Annotated in this window: 15 protein-coding genes; 7 read left to right on the top strand and 8 right to left on the bottom strand. The window is 45.7% G+C overall.

The features are described 5' to 3' along the window. Positions 1-3 precede the first annotated feature (3 nt). The 4 genes from KIV41_RS12010 (at position 4) to KIV41_RS11995 (ending at position 5,594) form a co-directional block, all read left to right on the top strand. Positions 4-1,146, top strand: coding sequence for an EAL domain-containing protein (locus tag KIV41_RS12010; RefSeq protein ID WP_138943257.1), 1,143 nt, complete (start codon positions 4-6; stop codon positions 1,144-1,146). Positions 1,147-1,202: 56 nt separating this feature from the next. Continuing rightward, positions 1,203-2,855, top strand: coding sequence for a response regulator (locus KIV41_RS12005; protein ID WP_045386736.1), 1,653 nt, complete (start codon positions 1,203-1,205; stop codon positions 2,853-2,855). 567 nt (positions 2,856-3,422) lie between these two features. After that, positions 3,423-4,793, top strand: coding sequence for a nodulation protein NfeD (locus tag KIV41_RS12000; RefSeq protein WP_285336500.1), 1,371 nt, complete (start codon positions 3,423-3,425; stop codon positions 4,791-4,793). 9 nt (positions 4,794-4,802) lie between these two features. Then, positions 4,803-5,594 (top strand): slipin family protein, encoded by a 792-nt coding sequence (locus tag KIV41_RS11995; RefSeq protein ID WP_285336498.1) that lies wholly within the window; start codon positions 4,803-4,805, stop codon positions 5,592-5,594. Between the two features lie 88 nt (positions 5,595-5,682). On the opposite strand, the gene KIV41_RS11990 is transcribed toward KIV41_RS11995, so the two are convergent. Further along, positions 5,683-6,087, bottom strand: a complete 405-nt coding sequence (locus KIV41_RS11990; protein WP_285336496.1) for a globin — start codon at positions 6,085-6,087, stop codon at positions 5,683-5,685. A 287-nt stretch (positions 6,088-6,374) separates the two neighbouring features. Here KIV41_RS11990 and KIV41_RS11985 point away from each other — a divergent pair, with 287 nt between their 5' ends. Continuing rightward, positions 6,375-7,031, top strand: coding sequence for an NAD(P)H-dependent oxidoreductase (locus KIV41_RS11985; RefSeq protein WP_171358334.1), 657 nt, complete (start codon positions 6,375-6,377; stop codon positions 7,029-7,031). Positions 7,032-7,293: 262 nt separating this feature from the next. After that, positions 7,294-8,148 carry a DUF3859 domain-containing protein gene (locus tag KIV41_RS11980; RefSeq protein WP_171358335.1) on the top strand — a complete coding sequence of 285 codons (855 nt, stop codon included), beginning with the start codon at positions 7,294-7,296 and terminating at the stop codon, positions 8,146-8,148. A gap of 93 nt (positions 8,149-8,241) precedes the next feature. Here KIV41_RS11980 and choV read toward each other — a convergent pair whose 3' ends face one another. The 6 genes from choV to betI form a co-directional block, all read right to left on the bottom strand. After that, positions 8,242-9,426, bottom strand: coding sequence for a choline ABC transporter ATP-binding protein (choV, locus tag KIV41_RS11975; RefSeq protein WP_285336495.1), 1,185 nt, complete (start codon positions 9,424-9,426; stop codon positions 8,242-8,244). Position 9,427: 1 nt separating this feature from the next. Next, positions 9,428-10,270 carry a choline ABC transporter permease subunit gene (choW, locus tag KIV41_RS11970; RefSeq protein WP_005425967.1) on the bottom strand — a complete coding sequence of 281 codons (843 nt, stop codon included), beginning with the start codon at positions 10,268-10,270 and terminating at the stop codon, positions 9,428-9,430. Positions 10,271-10,332: 62 nt separating this feature from the next. Continuing rightward, complete coding sequence (locus KIV41_RS11965) at positions 10,333-11,271, bottom strand: choline ABC transporter substrate-binding protein (RefSeq protein ID WP_005425881.1); 939 nt, start codon at positions 11,269-11,271, stop codon at positions 10,333-10,335. 29 nt (positions 11,272-11,300) lie between these two features. After that, complete coding sequence (betA, locus tag KIV41_RS11960; RefSeq protein ID WP_270051371.1) at positions 11,301-13,001, bottom strand: choline dehydrogenase; 1,701 nt, start codon at positions 12,999-13,001, stop codon at positions 11,301-11,303. 19 nt (positions 13,002-13,020) lie between these two features. Continuing rightward, a complete protein-coding gene (gene betB / locus KIV41_RS11955) occupies positions 13,021-14,481 on the bottom strand; it encodes a betaine-aldehyde dehydrogenase (protein WP_285336494.1) in 1,461 nt (486 codons plus the stop codon). A 16-nt stretch (positions 14,482-14,497) separates the two neighbouring features. Further along, the gene (gene betI / locus KIV41_RS11950) at positions 14,498-15,097 is read right to left on the bottom strand and encodes a transcriptional regulator BetI (protein ID WP_285336493.1); all 600 of its coding nucleotides are present in this window, start codon (positions 15,095-15,097) and stop codon (positions 14,498-14,500) included. Between the two features lie 546 nt (positions 15,098-15,643). On the opposite strand from betI, the gene KIV41_RS11945 reads away from it, so the two are divergent. Then, a complete protein-coding gene (locus KIV41_RS11945) occupies positions 15,644-17,095 on the top strand; it encodes a coniferyl aldehyde dehydrogenase (protein WP_285336492.1) in 1,452 nt (483 codons plus the stop codon). A 47-nt stretch (positions 17,096-17,142) separates the two neighbouring features. On the opposite strand, the gene KIV41_RS11940 is transcribed toward KIV41_RS11945, so the two are convergent. After that, the gene (locus KIV41_RS11940; RefSeq protein WP_285336491.1) at positions 17,143-18,141 is read right to left on the bottom strand and encodes an AraC family transcriptional regulator; all 999 of its coding nucleotides are present in this window, start codon (positions 18,139-18,141) and stop codon (positions 17,143-17,145) included. Between the last annotated feature and the right edge of the window lie 90 nt (positions 18,142-18,231).

Here is an 18,231-nt window from a genome sequence, read left to right as displayed (position 1 = left end):
TAAATGAATATATTGATTGTTGAAGACGACATTCTACAAGCGACAAACCTGAAGATTTTACTGAGCCGTTACACTAGCGCCAACATTCAGCTGCTGCATTCCGGCAAAGAGGTCGCTCCATTGTGTGCCAAGCAACAAATCGACCTGATGTTTTGTGATTTAAACTTACCGGGTTTAAATGGCATTGACTTACTATCGTCACTATCTGAAGCTCAGCGCCCTACCGGCGTGGTGATTCTTAGCGCGGCAAACAAAGATGTCGTCGATATTACTTATAGTATGTGCGTGTCCGCTGGCTATTGCTTTGTTCGCTCCCTAGTTAAGCCCATCGCTTTAGGTACCTTAGAAGACATATTGTCTGACTTTAAGGCTATCGCTTCGCCATCAGATTCGGGTAAGCAAATGGTCTCGCTCTCCGTTGAGGATATTAATCAAGGCTTTGACCAAGGCTGGTTTCGTAATTACTACCAGCCCCAATACCAAGTATCTAACAACAAGATCATTGGTGTTGAAGCGCTGATTCGTTGTGAACATCCTACACATGGTGTGTTGGGGCCAAATGCGTTTCTTAGCGCAATGACCAAACACAACATGTTGGACAAATTGTTTTGGGTCTCATTAGAAACCGCACTAAACGATCTATCTCGTTTCGATAACCAATTGCTGCTTTCAATAAACATGAATCAAAAGACGCTGCAAACACCAATGAGCGAACAACTCCTAGAGTTCTGTGAGCGTTCTCAATTTGCGGTGGAACGGCTAACTCTCGAATTAACCGAAGATGAGGTATATAACTCATGCGTTATTTCATTGGCCAATTTAGCCAATTTACGACTGAGAGGAGTTGGGTTAGCGATTGACGATTTCGGGACGGGCTATTCATCTTTGAGCCAATTGGCGACGTTACCATTCACTGAACTAAAAATTGATCAGAAGTTTATTGGTAATGCGGTTCAAAATTACAAAAGCCGCCAGCTAATTGCGGCCTGTGTGCAACTTGCTACGTCACTCGGATTACGCTCCGTTGCAGAGGGCGTTGAAGACCATGCGACTTTGACTTACTTAAACGAAATTGGGGTAGACCTTTTTCAAGGTTACATTGCATCAAAGCCCCTACCTATTTCTCAACTGATTGAATTGCTCTAACGCGCAAGCTTGGAGCGTTTCTATCCACTGCTGTTGTTTTGTTGATATTAAATTTCATGAGTAACAAATCATTTTCTGAACTCAATGTTTTAATCGTAGATGATGCCCCTGTCGTTGTGCTGACTTTACGAAACATGCTGACTAAACTCGGATTTTCAGACAAACGCATTCTTAGTGCTAGGCTTGCCAAAGGGGCGATAACCATCGCTCAACGTGAAACACTAGACGTTGTTATCTGCGACTATAACTTTGGTAAAGGCATGAATGGCAAACAACTGTTCGAAGAGTTGAAGCACCTTAAGCTGATTCGACCAGAAACCTTGTTCATTCTTGTCACAGGGGAAAACTCAGCATCCATCGTGCGCGCTATCATTGAGTTAAAACCGGATGAATATCTACTAAAACCATTTAACTCCGTGACTTTAAAAGAACGGATATCTTCCGCGATTCGTCGTAAGGAAGCCCTTAAAGATATCTATAAAGCGGAGCTAGAAAATAACTGGAATGCGGGCTTACTTGCCTGCGATGAATTGTCTCCTTTCCATCCCGAATATTATTTTATCGTGGAGAAGTTTCGCGCAGACTTCTTAACAAAGCTTAAATTGCATGAAGAAGCAAAAGTGGTTTATCAGAAAGTCATCGATCGCAAAGAGGTTAACTGGGCAAAAGTAGGCTTAGCTAACTCTTTAATGATGCTGGGGGAAACGGATGAAGCACAACACATCGTACAAGAGCTACTTAAAAGCTCACCGAATAACGTTCAGATACGTGAATGTGCAGCAGCTTATGGGATTGTTAAACGAGAGATTCCCGAGGCTATTAAACACTTAGCACTCGCAAACAAATTAGTGGAAGGTAACTCGGAACGAGAACTGGTTATCGTGAACTTGTGTCTTTCAGAAGGATTATACAAGTTGGCGCTTGATCATTATTACAACTATTTAGAAATCAACAAAGATACCTATCGTAATAATGCTTACAGTAAGATGAATCTCATCCGAATTTTACTGTATTGCCACAGAAAGCTCAGTGGCCGTGAGGATTTGTTGCGCCAGGCAAAAGCACATTTTAAAGCTCTAGTAACCAGTGCTGAAGGGTTCCAATTTCAGGATGAGCTCGACCTCATTGCTGCGCATATTGCCGCTGAAGATGGCAACTATATGAAGGCCTTCAAAGTACTGAGCGATCTCTATCGTCGAAACCCATTTCGTCATTTCTACGCCCAATACCATCTCGCTTGGTTATTACATGAAATGAACTTTGAGACTGAGTTTGCGACCGCAATTACTTGGTGCTTTGATAACCTGCAGACTGACTCGAGCGACACCATACTATCGAGCAAAATTACCCTAGGACAAACGTTAGAAGCTGAGAATCGTGCACGTCAGGCTTGGATGCAGGAGCAATACACAAAAATAAGGGCGCATGAGGAAGATTATCCAGCACTATTGGATGCATTAATCGAGCTTCAACTTCGATGCCCAATGCTGCGTACCGTTTGCATAAACATTATCAAAATCCTAACTCGGGCATGGCCCTCAGACAAAACGGCTTTGGAAGTTCAAGCTCTTATTCAACGCTGCGATACCATTATCCAACAGTTGGTAAGTGCCGAAGAGCTAGAAAAAACCAACTATCTTAAGTTTTACAATAGAGCACTAGAAATCAGCATTCAGGCTGAATTGAATGAAAAAAAGAAGCAGTATTGATCATAGCGGAGCCAACGGAACTGGCTCCATAGAAGAAACTTACCTTCCTATCAAACGATCAATCCACGTAATATGGCCGTATTGAATCAGGTCAAACACGGTAAAGAAAATCACACAAATAACGGCAAGCTTTAAAAGCCTTTGAACTACTAGCATCACATTTCCTAAAAATTCCCGATGACGAACTCATCATATTCAAATCATCTTGACTATCAACCAACGGTTTCAGTTAACCCCTTGTCGCTGTAGGGGTTTTAAAACATACCTTTAAATTGTACCTTAAATAGCAAACGATCAATTACTTACAAATGTATCAAAGTGAAATTTTAGGGAGCCTCAAGGAGTAGAGTATCTATGTAATCCAAGGTTTTTACTTCTACAAACCGATGCCAAAGCCAGACATCTTGGATCAGTTTTCATCACTTGAACCCCACCTAAAATGCCGAAGCGCTACTAGCAAAAACTAGTGGCACTTTTTGTACATATTCATTTACAGCTTATTACTAACAATTTCCGAGGATTAGCCCTGCTATAGCTATACTTTAGTTATTGCACAAGGAGGGCTCTATGAGACATTTATATGCTTGGCTTGCCCTATTTTTTACACTCGCCACAAGTAACGTTAATGCCGCGAGTGAAATCTGGGTAGTTCCGGTCAAAGGCGCTATTGGCCCCGCAATCAGTGATTACCTAGTCCGTGAGATCGAGCTTTCAAACGCAGAAGGAGCTGATCTAGTCATCTTGAAAATGGACACCCCAGGGGGCCTAGATAGCTCGATGAGAGATATCATCAGAGCAATCACTACCTCCACCGTTCCCGTGGCGACTTGGGTTGGACCTTCTGGTTCTCGCGCAGCTAGTGCTGGTACCTATATTCTTATGGCAAGCCATATTGCCGCCATGGCTGAAGCGACCAATTTAGGCGCTGCTACGCCTGTCGCCCTTGGTGGTGCACCTCAACAACCTTCATCAGAAAAAGAAAGCAATGAAAACAAGGAAGAGGCTGATCCTGAGCAATCGTCCGATAAAGTCACCACAAAAACCACAATGGAAAAGAAAGTCGTCAATGACGCAAAAGCATATATAAAGGGGCTCGCTAAGCTTCATGGTAGGAACGCAGAATGGGCCGAAAAAGCGGTCAGTGAGGCAGCAAGCCTCGATGCACAAGAGGCTCTAGAGCTCGGGGTCATTGATTACATAGCAGCCTCTCCGCAAGAGTTGGTAAAGATAGCTTCGGGCAAAAGCATCAAGTTAAACAGCATAAGCGTGACATTGTCACTAGAGAATCCCGTATTCATTGAACGCGTCCCTGACTGGCGCGCAGAAATGTTGGCCGTTATCACTAACCCAAATGTGGCTTACATATTGATGCTCATTGGTATTTATGGACTATTACTTGAGTTCTACAATCCTGGTATCGGTTTACCCGGCGTATTGGGAGGCATTTGCTTACTACTAGCAATGTACGCCCTACAAATGATGCCAGTAAACTATGCTGGCTTGGGGCTTATTTTACTCGGTATCGCGCTGATGATCGCGGAAGCTTTCAGCCCAAGTTTTGGCGTACTCGGGCTGGGAGGCGTTGTTGCATTTGTGCTGGGTTCCGTTTTCTTGATGGACAGCGAGCTACCTGGTTTTCAAATCGCCCTTCCCCTCATATTCGGAATAGCGATTTTCTCCGTCGCACTGATCATCATTACCGTAGGTTTATTACTGAGAATACGAAACAGGAAAGCCACAACAGGTTTAGAAGCCTACCCAGGAAAACTAGCCATTGTAAGTGATGACTTTATCGATGGCACAGGTCGAGTGCAGTTAGAGGGCGCACTCTGGAAAGCCAAAGCAAGTGAACAACTCAAACAAGGTGACCAAGTCACCATAATAAACGTGGAAGGGCTGACCTTAACTGTGAAGCCTAATGACCGCCCTAAAGGATAGGAGGCGATTATGATGCTCTACACTGCTGCCGTTATACTGGTTTTACTGTTTGCACTGGCAACGCAAATGTTCAAAGTGCTGCGCGAATATGAACGTGGCGTTGTCTTCTTCTTAGGACGCTTTCAAGAGGTGAAAGGTCCGGGGTTGATAATCCTTATTCCATTTATTCAACAAATGGTTCGTGTTGATCTACGAACCATTGTATTGGATGTTCCGACCCAAGACTTAATTACCCGTGATAACGTCTCTGTGCGTGTCAATGCAGTGGTTTATTTTAGAGTCGTCGACCCGCAAATGGCCATCAATAACATCGAAAGCTACAGCGATGCCACCAGCCAACTTGCGCAGACAACGTTGCGTTCGGTACTTGGTCAGCATGAACTGGATGAGTTGCTTTCTGAACGAGAGCGCCTCAACAAAGACCTGCAATCCATTCTCGACCAACAGACCGACGATTGGGGTATTAAGATAGCAACGGTTGAAGTGAAACATGTAGATCTTAACGACAGCATGGTGCGCGCCCTTGCCCGCCAAGCCGAAGCCGAGCGTAACCGCCGCGCGAAGATCATCCACGCAACTGGTGAGTTGGAAGCTTCCAACAAGCTAAAAGAAGCGGCAGAAATGCTTAACGAAGCACCTAACGCGTTGCAACTTCGATACATGCAGACGCTCACTGAAATCACCACAGACAAGACATCGACCATCATCTTCCCGATGCCGATTAATCTCGTCGAAGCGGTCTCCGATATCGCCAAAGCAGTGAAGAAAAATCAGGGAGAGTCGGAAGAAGGGAAAGAGTAAGCCTAGTAGCCGCTATAGAGGCAAGTAGAAAAAGAAAAAAGGGAGTAGCTGTATTCTACTCCCTTTACCAATTCAACATTGATTGCACTTAAGCGTCGGTGCACTCTTTCTTCATAATTGCCAACCCAGTTTCAAAGCAGTGACGCCACGCGTACTCTACCCTTTCATCAAAGTCAGCATCACATTGGGCGACGGTTTCTAACAGGCTTTCAAACCAGACATCAATGTCTTCAGGGGCGACGCCAATATTGTTGCGTCCATGCTTATTGCCGTATTTCCGCATCATATCTCGAGCATCTACAGAGGTGTCTGCCATCATCACAAACACAATAGATCCTTTAAGCATCCGGATTTGCTTTTTCATGTCCACGCCATCGAACTTTTGTCTGAAGTTCTCACCTTTCGACCAAAAGTTCTCATAGAACAAATCAAAGAAGTCCTCATGGATTACGCAGCGTTCGTAGCTGTCGTTAAATACCTCGATTACGTTCATACCCTAGCCTCCAACCAACTTATCTATTTTCATTATGAATGTAATTTGATAATCCTACCAAGCTCGTTGGTGGTTTCTGCGGTTTCTGAACGTCGGCGTACGGAGAATGCCAACCTGCCTTTTAGGCGTTCAAATTCGATTTTCAATAAAAAATAGAAAGTGATTTAAACGAAACACGTATTATCAATTCTATAAAAGTCGATATTATGGACTCACTTTCGAGGTACGCATGGTTGTCGATGCTAAGCGCATCCTCATTTGTTGAATAATTTTAAGAGGATATCAACGTGTCTCATCAAATCATTACAGACCTAAACAACCGTTACACAGCTAAAAAATACGACGAAGAGAAACGCATCTCTCAAGAAGATATGGCAATCATCAAAGAAGCAATCCGCCTATCTGCGTCTTCTATCAACTCTCAGCCTTGGAAATTCATCGTAATTGAGAGCGACGAAGCGAAACAGCGTTTCCACGATACGTTTGCTAACATGCACCAGTTTAACCAACCGCATGCTAAAGCCGCGTCTCACACTATTCTGCTGGCGTACGATCCAAAATTCACTAAAGAGAAATTCGCGAAGCGCGTTGATGCCGAAGTAACTTCTGGTCACTTACCAGCAGAGATGTACGACATGTTCATGGGTGCTTACGCTTTCGCTGAAGCAAACACAGACGAGAATGGCTACAACGGCGGTTGGACTAAAGCGCAAGTTTACATCGCGCTTGGTAACCTACTGCACACACTAGCGCGTCTAGGTATTGACTCTACTCCAATGGAAGGTGTTGACCCAACATTGATCGGCGAAGAATTCAAAACAGAACTCGACGGTCACGTATGTGAAGTTGCACTTGCAATCGGTTACCACAAAGATGGCGAAGACTACAACCACGGCCTGCCTAAAGCACGCCTTCACATCGATGACGTGGTTACTACTCTGTAAGTCATAAGTCGAGTTGGTTTTCTTAAGGAGAGTCGTTTATACGGCTCCCCTCTCGTTTTACGAATCCACTATTAATCGAAAACTCACCAAATTAAGCTTAATTTTATATAAACCTCAAACTTTGAACACTTGGCAGTCAAGCAAATTGTCTTGAGTGTTTCTCCTCTATATACTGCGCGCTCACTTTAAAGCCTCCCAATCTAAAGCATTGTTTGGCAAATAAAAACTTCGATATAACTCCCACAAAATAAGCAGGATTATAATGATCAGCAGTAAAGCGTCAGTACTTGGCCTAATTTCCCTTTCTATTTTACTTGGTGGTTGTGCTACCACTAAAGAAGAGCAAAACAACCAACAAACTAACGTTGAGCAAACATCTGAAAACAAAGTTAAGGTTGGAGCGACAGCTAAGATCAATAAGTCTGGCCTTGCAACGCCTGCTTTTAAAAACAAGCAGCTTGTTGGTTATAACTTCCAAAAAGGCTTCGCGGTTCCTGCAGAAATTGGCAACTTCTTTGGCTTTAGCTACACGGCAACTCAGTCAGTTTCGATGACACCAGATGCAACCGAAGGAAAAGTTTATAAGAGCCTACCGGTTATCGTTGAAGTGACTCACCCTGAGATCAATGGCTCAACTCAAAGCAGCTGGAACGATACGCTTTACTTTGGTCGTGATAACTTTGCAATGTGGCAGTTTGAATCAGAAGCAGAACTTGCAAACGGTAAATGGACAGTGGCAGTTAAGCTGAATGATGAAATCATCGCAGAGAAAAACTTCTTCGTTCAAGTGCCACCAAAAATGCCAGCGAAAGTGACGCAAGTTTGTGATGCGCAAGTAGAACTTTTCCCTAAACCACTACAAGAAGCTCATACTGCATGTTGTGAAAACAACGACGCACAAGCTTGTTACAACTTTGCATGGCGTGGTCTAGAGCGCATTCGTGATAAAGTAGGCGCGCAACTTTACTACGCAAAAAGCTGTGATTTAGGTGATGTTTCTGGCTGTCGCACGGCAGCAAAACTTGCTGACACTAAAGAACAGAAAATGGAATTCTTCAAAAAAGGTTGTGATTTGGACGACTTCGAAAGCTGTGTTGACGCAAAACTAGAGCTTTAGCAACAACAGACGTTGAATTGAAAAGAGCCGCACTTGATCAGTGCGGCTCTTTTTTATTTTAAGAAGGTAACAAACGTTTGGGATAAGAAACAGCTACGCCACTTGCTTGGACTTAAAATTACCAAGCAGCGCGTCATACAACTCGTTATCACTCAATACGCCCACTAACTTGTTCTCTTCCACCAGCAAGATAGGTTGATTGCTGCGCTGCTTCAGTTCAATCGCCTCACGCATGCTGATGTCTGGGTTAGCTTGAACGACCGTACTTTCACCGATGTCGTCGAGTGTGGTTAAATCGCTTTCCCAATTCACCAATGACTTATCGGAATCCACCAGCGTTAAGCCTTTCGGCTCTTGCTCGACCCAAATCTGCTTATCTGCGCACACCAACACACGGTCATTCTGCTGCTTAAGCTCGGTACTGGCTTGCATCAATGAACGACCTTTCAAAACATTGAGCGGATTAGTGTGAGCCACAAAATCTGCTACATATTCGTTTTCTGGCGCAAGGATGATTTGCTCAGGCTTGCCGTGTTGAATCAGTTTGCCCGATTCCATAATGGCGATGTTGTTACCAATTTTTAGCGCTTCATCTAAGTCATGGCTCACAAACAAAATCGTCTTGTTGAGCTTCTCTTGCAGTTGAATCAATTCATCTTGAAGCTGAGCGCGAATCAGCGGGTCGAGCGCAGAGAACGGTTCATCCATTAGTAGGATGTCGGTATCCATAGCAAAGGCGCGAGCCAAGCCAACACGCTGCTGCATACCGCCAGAAAGCTCATGCGGGAATTTACTCTCCCACTCGCTTAGCCCAACCATTTCAAGTTGTTCACGCGCTTTTTTACGACGTTCCGCTTTGCCAATGCCCTGCATCTCAAGACCAAATGCCACGTTATCCAATACCGTTAACCACGGCATCAGCGCAAACTTTTGGAACACCATAGAAACTCGATGAGTACGCAAGTTACGCAGAGTCTGCTCGTCACAATTGGCAAGCTCTACCATGTCTTCACCATCTTTGATTTTGAGTGAGCCGCGAGAGATCTCATTCAAACCATTAACGGCACGAAGTAAGCTGGATTTACCCGAACCAGAAAGCCCCATCAGTACACAGATCTCACCTTGTTTGACGCTCATTGAGACCTTATCAACACCAACCACTTGTCCGGTTTCATCAATGATCTCTTGGCGAGACTTACCTTGGTCTAAAAGCGCCAATGCTTGCTCTTGCTGCTGACCAAACACAACGTCGAGGTTTTCAATCGTAATTGCATCCATGTTATGCCTCCTTTTGGTTTGGTGCTTTGCACAAGCGGTCGAGAATAATCGCGACCAAAACAATCGCTAAACCGGCTTCAAAGCCTTGAGAAATGTTCACGGTGTTCAATGCCCGTACGACTGGTTTACCCAGACCATCGGCACCTACTAGTGCAGCTATCACCACCATGGAAAGCGACAACATAATGCACTGGGTCACTCCCGCCATAATGCTTGGCAGAGCCGCTGGGAGTTCGACTTTGAATAGTAATTTCATGCGGCTTGCACCAAACGCTTTACCCGCTTCAATCAGCTCTTCTGGCACTTTGGTGATGCCAAGGTAAGTCAGACGAATTGGCGCGGCGATGGCAAAGATAATGGTAGAAATCAGCCCCGGAACGATGCCTAAACCAAACAGAACTAATGTTGGGATCAGATACACAAACGTTGGTACGGTCTGCATTAAATCGAGTATCGGGCGCAATAAGGTATACAACCACGGGCGATGCGCCGCCATGATGCCAAGCGGCACGCCAATTAATACGGAAATCGTTGTCGCAGCGAAGACGAGAACAAAGGTTTCCAGCATTTCTTGCCAGTAGCCGAGGTTGAGGATGGTCAGCAGCGCGAGCACGATAAACACAACTAGAGGAATGCTGCGGTGTAGGAACCACGCAATCGCTGCGGTCATGATGATAGGTGCTGCCGGTGGCATCCATTTGAAAATATCCACCACGAATAGAATGATGGTTTCGAGAAAAATAGAGATAGCATCAAAGAAACCCGACGCGTTCATGGTTAACCAATCCACGCCTGTTTCCATCCATTCACCCAACGGAAGTTTGTTGTCCGTAATAAAATTCACAATAAAACCTTTGTGTTAAAAGGCGGGCATCTCTACCCACCTTTTCCTAAAGAGAGGAATGATTAAGCGTTTGTTTTTAGGTAAGAAGTAATCGCTTGTTTTGCGTCTTTGCCGTCTAGCGTCTTCACGCCTTCTAGCCACGCTTCAAATTGTTGTGGGTTGGCATTCAACCATTCTTGTGCTGCTTTCGCTGGCTTCTGCTTTTGGTTTAGAATCGCTTCCATCAACTGGTTTTCCATCTCTAGGCTGAACTCTAGATTCTTAAGCAGTTGACCCACGTTTTGACACTCAGATAGGTAATCTTGGCGCACGTTGGTGTAAACATTTGCACCACCATAGTTAGGTCCAAAGAAATCGTCACCACCAGATAGGTACTCCATCTCAACATTGCTGTTCATTGGGTGCGGAGCCCAACCTAGGTAAACGATCCATTGGTTACGGCGCACTGCACGAGACACTTGAGACACCATGCCCGCTTCGCTTGATTCCACTAGGCTGAAGTCTTTCAAGCCGAATGCATCGCTGTCGATCATATCTTGGATCAAACGGTTGCCATCGTTACCCGGCTCAATGCCGTAGATGCGGTCTTTGAATTTGTCGGCATGTTTTGCCAGGTCAGCAAAGCTTTTCACACCCGCGTCGTACACGTACTTTGGCACTGCTAGTGTGTATTTTGCGCCTTCTAGGTTTGCACGAACGGTTTCCACTGTGCCAGCTTCACGGTACTTGGCAATATCGCCTTCCATGGTTGGCATCCAGTTACCTAGGAATACGTCAATGTCGCCGTTTGCCATTGAAGAGTACGTCACAGGTACAGATAGCAGATCGGTCTTGGTTTTGTAGCCCAAGCCTTTTAGCAGTTCAGAGGTAACAGCAGTAGTTGCAGTAATGTCTGTCCAGCCGACATCGGCAAATCGAACGGTTTCACATTGGTTAGCGTAAGCACCTGTCGCTACTGCACTCAGTGCGATAGATGAAAAGATTTTTGTCATCGTAGACATGTTTAAATTCCTTGTAATGATTACTGACTTTATGAGATTGAGCTTAAGTCTCTTTTCGGCGGACGCATTCTTTGCGTCTCTTGCCAGTTCGGAGCAATCCAAACCGGTGTGTTATTCGATTCTTCGAGTACGTTCCCCAAGATCATGTCCGCAGCACGCTCTGCGACCATGATGGTTGGTGCGTTTAAGTTGCCATTCGGAATCGTTGGGAAGATGGATGAATCCACTACGCGCAAGCCTTCAATGCCGCGCACTTGGCAGGCTTCATTCAGAACTGCCATTGGGTCATCATCTGCGCCCATTTTGCAGCTACACGATGGGTGGTAAGCACTTTCCACGTTTTGCTTTACCCATTCATCAATCGCGTCATCGCTGGTGATGTTAAGACCGGGCTGGATCTCTTCACCACGGAACGCATCCATTGCTGGTTGGTTGAGGATTTCACGCGTTAGACGAATACAGTCTCGCCAATCCTGCTTATCTTGTTCCGTCGATATGTAGTTGAACTCGATTTTTGGCTTGTCATTTGGGTTGGCAGAAACCACTTCGACACTGCCGCGACTCTCTGGCTTGTTTGGACCAACATGCACTTGGAAGCCGTGACCATCAAATGCCGCGCGTCCGTCATAGCGCATTGCCGCTGGTAGAAAGTGATATTGAATGTTTGGCGATTTCAATCCTTCACGAGAACGGATGAACGCACACGATTCAAAGTGGTTGGTTGCGCCCAGACCTTTGCGCGTCAGAATCCACTCCGTACCAATCAAACCTTTGCTGATCAAACCTAACTTGCTGTTGAGCGTGATCGGCTGTTTGCAGTGATACTGGAAATACACTTCAAGGTGGTCTTGCAAATTTTTACCCACTCCTTCCAGTGCGTGTTTCACTTCAATGCCCGCTTTTTCAAGCACAGTCTTAGGACCAATACCCGAAAGTTGCAGCAGTTGTACCGAACCGATAGAACCTGCGCTCGACACCACTTCTTTGTTGGCGAAACACTGTTTGATCTTGCCGGATTGCTCGAACTCAATGCCGACCGCTTTCTTACCTTCAAGTAAAATGCGATGAGCAGTTACGCCTTTCATCAAGGTGAAGTTGCTGCGCTTTTTTGCACGGCTTAAGTAAGCGTTAGAGGTAGAAGCGCGCACGCCTTTGTCTACTGTCATGTGCATAGGACCGAAGCCCTCTTGCTGGTAACCGTTGTAATCTTGCGTTTCTGGGTAACCTGCATCTTTACCCGCTTCGATAAATGCTTGGTAGAGTGGATTCAGCTTCATGTCGTTGCCGTTACACGTCCCTACTGGACCGCTGTCGCCACGGTATTCGTCTGCGCCGCCTGTCCACGTTTCCGCTTTACGGAAGTACGGCAGACAAGCTTGGTAGTTCCAGCCTTTTGCGCCTTCTGCTTCCCATTCGTCAAAGTCACAAGCATGACCACGAACGTAAACCATACCGTTAATCGAAGAGCTTCCGCCTAACACTTTACCGCGTGGACAATGCAATTGGCGTCCGTCTAATCCCTCTTCCGCGACAGTTTCAAACTGCCATGCGTACTTTTCAGTGTTCATTGGGTAAGACAGCGCCGTTGGCATTTGAATGAAGATACTCTTGTCTGAGCCACCCGCTTCCAACAGTAACACTTGGTGTTGACCGCTTTCACTCAGGCGATCCGCCAAAACACAGCCTGCCGAGCCAGCACCGACGATGATGTAATCGTAGTGTTGTTGCATTACAAATCCTCCTGACTGATTAGACGTAAGGGCTATCGAAATCACCCAAATGCACTAACACGCTCTTGGTTTGGGTGTAATGCTTGAGGGTTTCGACACCGTTTTCACGTCCAATGCCAGACAGTTTGTAACCGCCAACGGGCATTTCAGCTGGAGAATCACCCCAGGTGTTAATCCAACAAATACCTGCTTGAATTTGATGAATGACGCGGTGTGCACGAGAGAGGTTTTGCGTAAACACACCAGCTGCAAGTCCGTAATCGGTGTTGTTAGCGCGTGCAATCACTTCGTCTTCGTCACTGAACTTAAGCACTGACATTACAGGACCAAAGATCTCTTGCTGCACGTGTGGCATGTCGTCTTCGCAATCAATGAAAACCGTTGGCACAACAAAATTGCCGCTCGCCAAACCGTTTTCTGTGACTTTGTAGCCGCCGGTTAGTAGCGTTGCTTTGCTTGCTTTCGCTTGTTCAATTGCGGAAAGGACTTTTGATTCATGCTCTTTAGAAATCAGCGCGCCAATTTGAGTTTGCTCATCAAGCGGATCGCCAACCACCAGCAGTTCGGTGCGTTTCTTAAGTTGAACGACAAACTCATCATAAATACCTTCATGAACGAACACGCGCGTACCGTGCGTACAAACCTCGCCTTGGGTGTAGAAGTTTGCAACCATTGCAGCAGAAACCGCATCGTCTAGCTTGGCATCCTCAAAAATGATCATTGGTGATTTGCCACCAAGTTCCATAGTCACTTGCTTTAGCGTATTGGCACTGTCACCCATCACCACTTTGCCCGTACCGGATTCGCCCGTGAAAGAGACTTTAGCGATGTCTGGATGTGCGGTGAGCATTTGCCCTACTCGGTAATCACCTTGAATAACGTTGAACACGCCATCTGGCAATCCCGCTTCGCTGTAGATTTCTGCCAGCTTGAGTGCGGTTAACGGGGTTTCTTCTGATGGCTTAAAGATCATCGCATTACCCGCAGCAAGCGCAGGAGCAGATTTCCACATCGCGATTTGAATTGGGTAGTTCCATGCCCCAATGCCCGCGCAAATACCCAGAGGTTCGCGACGAGTGTAGAAAAACTGTGATTCATTCAGCGGTTGCTGTTCGCCATGCATGCTAGGCGCAAGACCTGCGTAGTACTCGATCACATCCGCGCCCGTGGCAATGTCTACGCAATTCGCTTCTTGGATTGGTTTGCCCGTATCCGCGACTTCTAATGCTGCCAGTTCGTCGTTTCTTTCACGAAGTAGCGCCACCGCTTTAAGCAAAATGCGGCTTCGTTCTGTCGCCGTCATTGCAGACCAAATCGCAAAACCACGTTTGGCAGATTCAATTGCTGCTTGCATGTCTTGCTGGTTAGCCTGCTTCACATTTGCAAGCGGTTCACCATTGGCTGGATTGTATGTGGTGAAGTGTTCTTCTGAGCATCCTAGGTGCGTGGCACCATCGATGTAGTGTGCTTTCATATCCATTTGAAGGTTTGACTCTTTATTTTTGTTTTGAGTAGAACGTGAGTTGTTTATCGAGATAGTCGTTAATGATGACGCGAGCTTTCTCGGCATCGATGCCTTGCGGGTTGAGCGTTCCGCGCAGCCAAATGCCATCAATCAGTGACGCAATACCATGCGCTACTAGCCCTGCTTGGTCTTGATCCAGCAAAGCTTTTAATTCTTTTTTTAGGTGAGAAAGGAGGCGTCGTTCATTCACTCGTTGCAGACGTTTGAGTTGCGCGTCATGCATGGAGTAAGACCAGAATGCCAACCAAGTTTTTGCCACTTGGTTCTCGGCTTGAAAACCCACAAAGTTGCCGTCGATGATGGCGTTAATACGTTGATGATGCGCATCAGCCGGTAGTTGGCTTAGGTTCTCTTTGATGGTGGCAGAAAGCTGGCGCAGGATCTCACGCATGGTCTCTTCTAACAGACCGTGCTTACCACCGAAATAGTGATTAATGATCCCCGTTGATACCCCTGCTTCTTTGCTGATCAAGGAGATACTCGCGGCGTGTAAACCTACTCTGTCAATGACCGACATCGTCGCTTTGACTAGCTGCGGTTTTCTGATTTCAGGCATCCCAACCTTGGGCATTCTGCATCCTTGTTATTTTTAATTGAACGGTTAGTTAAATATAAAATGCCTCAAATTTACTTCGAACTCAAACTAATTATCTAGAAAAAACAACAGAAACAGCCGAATCATTTCGACAACAATCATTATTAAAACTTGAAAAAAGAGAGAATTTATGAAGATTTAACACGTAAAAACAGAAACACAAAAACTTTTAAAATCAATAATTAGAGTATTTATAGCGCAAGTTATAGCTGCAAAGACTCATGAAAACCCCGTGCTTATCAAAAGTACAAACAAAGACAAATGCAATGAACTCAAATATTTTCTACACATTTTATTTTTAAGTTTGTTAATTGACCAAGGAATGGCATACCGCTTCATCACATCAAGTTCATTGCACCAGGATGTAAACACCTTGTGGCAGTCAAGATCGTTCAGTTTGATGACATTCTTTGTTTTTGTTGTCCGGTTTGGACAATAAAATGTCCGCTATCAACATGTGAAGTTCACTTTGCTAAAGACATACTGAATTCCATAAACGCAGATACTAATGAGGAGTCAGATATGTCAGCTCAACCACTTTACGACATTGACCAACCAGAAGCGGCGCTTCGTCCAACGTTAGAAACATTGAAAAGTGCTTTCTTAACCATTCCAAATCCAAGCGCTGGCATGCGTATTGAACGTCTTCAAAGGCTGCACACCGCTCTGCTTGCCTATCAAGACCGCCTCATAGACGCGGTAGATCAAGATTTCAACGGACGCTCAAACGCTGAAACCTTGATGATTGAGCTTCTGCCTATTCTTGAAGGGATTCATTACAACAAGAAAAACCTGCGTAAGTGGATGAAACCATCTCGTCGCAAAACGCCTTTAATGTTGTTCGGCGCGAAAACTAAAGTGCATTACCAACCACTCGGTGTTGTTGGGATTGTTGTGCCTTGGAACTTCCCTATTTTCTTAGGTTTATCACCTTTGGCTGGCGCGCTGGCGGCGGGTAATTTGGCAATGATCAAAACTTCTGAATTTGCCCCAAAGACGGGTGAAGTGATGAAGCAAATGATCTCCGAATATTTCACCTCTGACGAGGTTGTCGTGGTCAATGGTGGTGTTGAAGTCGCGACCGAATTCACAAAATTACCGTTTGACCATATTGTTTTCACTGGCTCAACTCAGGTGGGTAGCATTGTGATGCAGGCGGCAGCACAGAACCTGACTCCTGTGACCCTAGAATTGGGCGGCAAATCTCCTGCTATCATCCACGAAGACTTCCCTATTGAAGAAGCAGCTAAACGCATCGCTTTTGGTAAAGGTCTCAACGCTGGACAAGTTTGCGTCTCACCCGACTACATTTTAGTGCCAAATGGAAAGGTGGATGAGTTTGCAGAAGCATTCAAAAACGCCATCTCCAAGCATTATCCAACCATGCGTGACAACCCAGATTACACCTCCATCATTACAGAGAGGCAGCGCGATAGATTGGCTGACAACATTGCTGACGCGAAACAAAAAGGCGCAGAAGTGATGGTGATAAACCCAGCAAACGAAGACTTCTCTGGGACTCGAAAACTGCCTATGCATGTGGTTAAGAATGTCACTCACGACATGCGAGTGATGCGTGAAGAGATCTTTGGCCCAATTCTGCCGCTAGTACCTTACGAAACGCTTGATGACGCCATTCAATACGTCCAAAGTAAGGACAGACCGCTTGCCCTGTACTACTTCGACTGGGATCAGAGCCGCATCGAGAAAGTGGTAGAAAACACACATTCAGGCGGCGTGTGTATCAATGAAGTGATGACCCATACCATGGTCGATGATATGCCTTTTGGCGGTGTAGGGCCTTCAGGCATGGGGCACTACCACGGCAAAGAAGGCTTCTTGAACTTCTCGAAAGCGAAATCGATTGTGATCAAAGGTCGCTTTGATGCGAGCCAGTACATCTCTGCACCTTGGGGAAATAAGATGTTCAACTTCTTCACCAACTTCCAGTTGAATCGTCTGAAGAAATTCTAAAACCAAATAGCCCTAATGACGCTAAGAGTCATTGGGGCTGTTTGTGATCAACACGTTTTCTTGATGCTGCCAGGCGAGAAGCCGAACTGCTTTACAAAGGCTCGAATAAAACTGGCTGGCTCGGCATACCCCACTCGCCATGCGACGGTTTCTACGTTCAAACAAGAAGCTTCAAGTAACTGTCGAGCAATGGTCAAACGCGTGTTGGCATACAGTTCTCGATAAGTTGTCCCTTCGTCACTCAAACGTCTCCTTAAGGTTCGCTCTGTCATTGAGAGTTTATCGGCGACCGCACTGAGCGTCTTCTCTTCTGCGATATCTTCGAGAACCACTTCTTTCACTCGCTCGGTCCACTGTTTCTCTTCGTCTTCTCCCTGAGCCACAATGGCATCACACTGCTCCAGACAGAACTTCAAGGTAACAGGGTCGCTTTTTGGCAGCGGTTGATTGAGCATAGAATGAGGAATCACCAACGCATGGTGTGAGTCCCCGCCTTTAACGTGAATACCAAGAACCTGACTAAGTTTGTCGATGTGGTCTGGGTTATCTAGCGTGGTTTTCAGATAAAGGTCTTCCAGTGCGGGCAGAGGTAATGCCTCACGCATAAAGTTGAGTGTAACGGCGGTATGCCTTTCCAAGATGAAAGGCGTTACTCGCTCAGACAAACCAGACATGCCGAAGCTCAGCTCACCACCTTCTTGCGTCTCTTTGAAAGTCAGTTTGGCTATTACCAAAGAGAGCGCGACATAGTCGATTGCTGTGTTGAATGCCGCACGCATCGTCGGACTGGTTAGTATCGCAAATCCCCAAATTCCGAACACATTCACATGCATTTGCTGACCTATTTCAGCGCCGAGCCCCACTTCACTTGGCGCCAGTTTGACGTAGTTTTCTATCACCGCGACTTCTTGCGGCATGGTGAGTTTTAGATCGTCTTTAACTAGGTCTTGCTCTGTCAGCCCTGTGCCCGCTAAGCATTCCTCCAAAGGAATACCTCGCTTCTGTGCGGCATCACAAATCAATCGTACGCTGGTGATCGATCTCATAAGTGTCTCTGTAGGTGAACAAGGCTTACGAGTTTGAATTTTAATGCAATCATGCACTTATGCATAAACCATAACTTCCTAATTCAGGTA

The sequence above is a fragment of the Vibrio sp. D401a genome, assembly GCF_030248515.1.
Lineage (GTDB): Bacteria > Pseudomonadota > Gammaproteobacteria > Enterobacterales > Vibrionaceae > Vibrio > Vibrio rotiferianus.
This window is presented reverse-complemented; position numbering and strand designations above follow the sequence as displayed.

What these genes read in the sequence shown, in the direction of transcription:
- betA (WP_270051371.1), bottom strand. Translation starts at nt 13,001, where the DNA reads ATGCAACAACACTACGATTACATCATCGTCGGTGCTGGCTCGGCAGGC.
- KIV41_RS11990 (WP_285336496.1), bottom strand. Translation starts at nt 6,087, where the DNA reads ATGAACGTAATCGAGGTATTTAACGACAGCTACGAACGCTGCGTAATC.
- KIV41_RS11945 (WP_285336492.1), top strand. Translation starts at nt 15,644, where the DNA reads ATGTCAGCTCAACCACTTTACGACATTGACCAACCAGAAGCGGCGCTT.
- betB (WP_285336494.1), bottom strand. Translation starts at nt 14,481, where the DNA reads ATGGATATGAAAGCACACTACATCGATGGTGCCACGCACCTAGGATGC.
- choV (WP_285336495.1), bottom strand. Translation starts at nt 9,426, where the DNA reads ATGGATGCAATTACGATTGAAAACCTCGACGTTGTGTTTGGTCAGCAG.
- KIV41_RS11940 (WP_285336491.1), bottom strand. Translation starts at nt 18,141, where the DNA reads ATGAGATCGATCACCAGCGTACGATTGATTTGTGATGCCGCACAGAAG.
- KIV41_RS12005 (WP_045386736.1), top strand. Translation starts at nt 1,203, where the DNA reads ATGAGTAACAAATCATTTTCTGAACTCAATGTTTTAATCGTAGATGAT.
- KIV41_RS12000 (WP_285336500.1), top strand. Translation starts at nt 3,423, where the DNA reads ATGAGACATTTATATGCTTGGCTTGCCCTATTTTTTACACTCGCCACA.
- KIV41_RS11980 (WP_171358335.1), top strand. Translation starts at nt 7,294, where the DNA reads ATGATCAGCAGTAAAGCGTCAGTACTTGGCCTAATTTCCCTTTCTATT.
- KIV41_RS11965 (WP_005425881.1), bottom strand. Translation starts at nt 11,271, where the DNA reads ATGTCTACGATGACAAAAATCTTTTCATCTATCGCACTGAGTGCAGTA.
- KIV41_RS12010 (WP_138943257.1), top strand. Translation starts at nt 4, where the DNA reads ATGAATATATTGATTGTTGAAGACGACATTCTACAAGCGACAAACCTG.
- KIV41_RS11995 (WP_285336498.1), top strand. Translation starts at nt 4,803, where the DNA reads ATGATGCTCTACACTGCTGCCGTTATACTGGTTTTACTGTTTGCACTG.
- betI (WP_285336493.1), bottom strand. Translation starts at nt 15,097, where the DNA reads ATGCCCAAGGTTGGGATGCCTGAAATCAGAAAACCGCAGCTAGTCAAA.